This window comes from Roseomonas sp. TS2 (assembly GCF_058833935.1).
The window spans coordinates 1-2,699 of record NZ_JCACVY010000314.1 but is presented as its reverse complement, the minus strand read 5'-3'; the positions used below and the strand labels follow the sequence as shown (position 1 = coordinate 2,699).

Genomic DNA, 2,699 nt, shown 5'->3' with positions numbered 1-2,699 from the left:
CTGAGCCTGGGGCCGCAGGCGGCGCGGCCGATCGCCCCCGCGCCGCAGGCCCGCCCCGCGCCGGGCCGCCCCGGCCAGCTCGACATGGCGATCGGGCCGGTGCCGCAGCGCTCGCTGGCGCCGGGGCAGCCGGCCTACAGCGGCAGCGCCGCGATGGCGCATGTCAGCGGCGCGCGGCCGGGGCGGAACTGGGGGCGTGCCTTCCAGGCCTGGGTGCAGTCGCGCGGCTTCTACCCGCCGCAGGCCGCCGCCGCCGGCGAGGACGGCCCCGTGGTGCTGCGCGTGACCGTGGCGCGGGACGGGCGGATCGAGGCGGTGCAGATCACCGGCCGCTCCGGCTCCCGCTGGCTGGACGCGGCGGCGCTCTCGCTGTTCCGCGACCAGGTGGGCCCCGCCTTCACGGCGGAGATGGAGGGCGACAGCACCACCCTGACCTTCACGGTGAACTACCGCATCGTCTACCGCTGAGCGCGGCGCGCCTCAGCTCCGCAGGATCACCGGCCGCTGCACCAGCTGCTCCTCCGCCGGCTCGTGCTCCAGGTAGTCCTCGACATAGAGGCGGCGCACCAGCATCAGCAGCAGCGCCGCCATCGGCGTCGCCAGCAGCATGCCGAGGAAGCCGAACATCAGCCCGAAGGCCACCAGGGCGATGATGGTGGCGGCCTCCGGCAGGTCCACGCTGCGCTTCTGCACATAGGGGGTGATCAGGTAGCTCTCGACCGACTGCACCACGAGATAGACGCCGATGACGGAGAACGCGCCGGAGAAGCCCTCGGACAGGCCGAGCAGCACCGCCGGCACCGCCGCCAGCACCGGGCCGAGGGTGGGGATGAAGGCCAGCAGCGCGGCGATGAGGCCCAGCACCAGCGCCAGCGGAATGCCGATCAGCCACAGGCCGAGGCCGGTGAGCATGCCCACCACCGCCATCGAGACCATCTGCGCGCCGAGCCAGCCGCGCAGCGTGGCGGCGGCCTCCTCGCACACCTGCCGCGCGCGCGGGCGCAGCGAGGGCGCCACCAGCGCCTCGATGCCGCGCCGGTAGAGCTTCGGGTCCAGCGCGAAGTAGAGGCCGAGGAAGGCCACCAGCACCACGTTGGCCAGGGCGCCGAAGGTGGTGTTCAGCGCCGAGAAGGCGGTGCTGCTGCCGCCCGCCGGCAGCTCCATGTTGCCGGGCTGCAGGCGCTGCAGGATCTCCTGCCCCCAGCTGTAGCGGGAGAGCATGTCGGTCAGGCGCCGGGTGGCGGCGGGCACCTGGCGCCACAACTCGTTGAGCTGCTCGGCGATCGGCTGCGCCGCCAGCATGCCGATGCCGGCGGCGAGCAGCAGCAGCAGCAGCAGGAACAGCCCCACCGCCGCGCCGTGCGGCACCGGCAGCACCCGGCGCAGCAGCCGCGCCCCCGCATGCAGGAAGACGCCGAGCAGCGCCGCTGCGAAGACCAGCAGCGGCACCTCCGGCATCATCCAGAGCAGCAGCAGCAGCGCGCCCGCCAGGATGAGCAGTGAAACGGTCTTGCGCGGCATGCCGGGCCTCCCCCAAGCGCTCCCGCCGGGGAGGCGGGCGGTTAAAGCCCGGGCGCGGCCGGGGTTGCGCCGGGGAGGAACTGCCGAGGGGCGGCGCCCATGCCCATGCCCATGCCGGCGCCCATGCCCGCGCCGGGCCATGGCCCCTTGCGCCGATCGGCCAGCCCGCCTATCCGGCGGCGGCAACCGCCCCCTATCCGTGAGGACATTCCCATGGCCACCGAGCGCACCCTGTCGATCATCAAGCCGGACGCCACCCGCCGCAACCTGACCGGCAAGATCAACGCCAAGTTCGAGGAGAAGGGCCTGCGCATCGTCGCGCAGAAGCGCATCCAGCTCTCCCAGGCGCAGGCCGGCGCCTTCTACGCCGAGCACAAGGCCCGCCCCTTCTACAACGACCTGGTGGCCTTCATGACCTCCGGCCCGGTGGTGGTGCAGGTCCTGGAAGGCGAGAACGCGATCGCCGCCAACCGCGAGATCATGGGCGCCACCAACCCGGCCAACGCCGCCGAGGGCACCATCCGCAAGGAGTTCGCCGAGAGCATCGAGGCGAACAGCGTGCACGGCTCCGACGGCCCCGAGGCCGCGGCCCGCGAGGTCTCCTTCTTCTTCGCCGGCACCGAGATCGTCGGCTGAAGCGGGCGCGGGGGGTTCGCTCCCCCCGCCTCCGGCCCGCCCGGCGGGCGTGACACACGCATGAAAAAAGGCGGGCCGCCGGAGCGGCCCGCCTTTTTTTTCGCTTTCCTCCCGCCGCCGGCCACAGGACGCCGGCGGGGCGGGGCCTCAGCCCCAGAAGACGTAGAGGAAGAGCAGCAGCACGATGACGGCGCCGATGCCCCACTTGGTGGCCTTCGTGAACATGTCCCAGCCATGGGTGCGCTCGGCGAGGATGTCCTCGGACTTCACCTCGACGAAGTCGATCTCGTGATTCACCTCGGCCATGGGGTTCCCTCTGCTGCGCCAGCCTGAGCGCGCAGGAATACGGATCGCGCGCCGCATCGGCAAGAGGCTTGGCGGGGGCACGGTGCCGAGGGCGCCGCTTCCAGGAACCCTCCCCCCCTGGAGGGCGTTGCCCCCGGCAGGAGGACCAAGCCCATGCCGATCACCCTGGAAGGCTCCTGCCGCTGCGGCGCCGTGCGCTTCTCGGTCGCCAGCCACACGCCGCACCCCTACCAGCA

4 protein-coding genes are annotated in these 2,699 nt (G+C 72.7%); 2 read left to right on the top strand and 2 right to left on the bottom strand.

All coding sequences use genetic code 11. From position 1 onward, the window contains the following. On the top strand, nucleotides 1-468 hold a 468-nt coding region (locus ACZJYS_RS23910), incomplete at its 5' end, for an energy transducer TonB (protein WP_493180585.1). A 12-nt stretch (nucleotides 469-480) separates the two neighbouring features. Here the strand turns inward: ACZJYS_RS23910 and ACZJYS_RS23905 are convergent. After that, nucleotides 481-1,521, bottom strand: a complete 1,041-nt coding sequence (locus ACZJYS_RS23905) for an AI-2E family transporter (protein WP_109519023.1) — start codon at nucleotides 1,519-1,521, stop codon at nucleotides 481-483. A gap of 213 nt (nucleotides 1,522-1,734) precedes the next feature. Here ACZJYS_RS23905 and ndk point away from each other — a divergent pair, with 213 nt between their 5' ends. Further along, a complete protein-coding gene (gene ndk, locus ACZJYS_RS23900) occupies nucleotides 1,735-2,157 on the top strand; it encodes a nucleoside-diphosphate kinase (protein ID WP_109519022.1) in 423 nt (140 codons plus the stop codon). 147 nt (nucleotides 2,158-2,304) lie between these two features. On the opposite strand, the gene ACZJYS_RS23895 is transcribed toward ndk, so the two are convergent. Continuing rightward, a complete protein-coding gene (locus ACZJYS_RS23895; protein ID WP_109519021.1) occupies nucleotides 2,305-2,463 on the bottom strand; it encodes an aa3-type cytochrome c oxidase subunit IV in 159 nt (52 codons plus the stop codon). Nucleotides 2,464-2,699 lie beyond the last annotated feature (236 nt).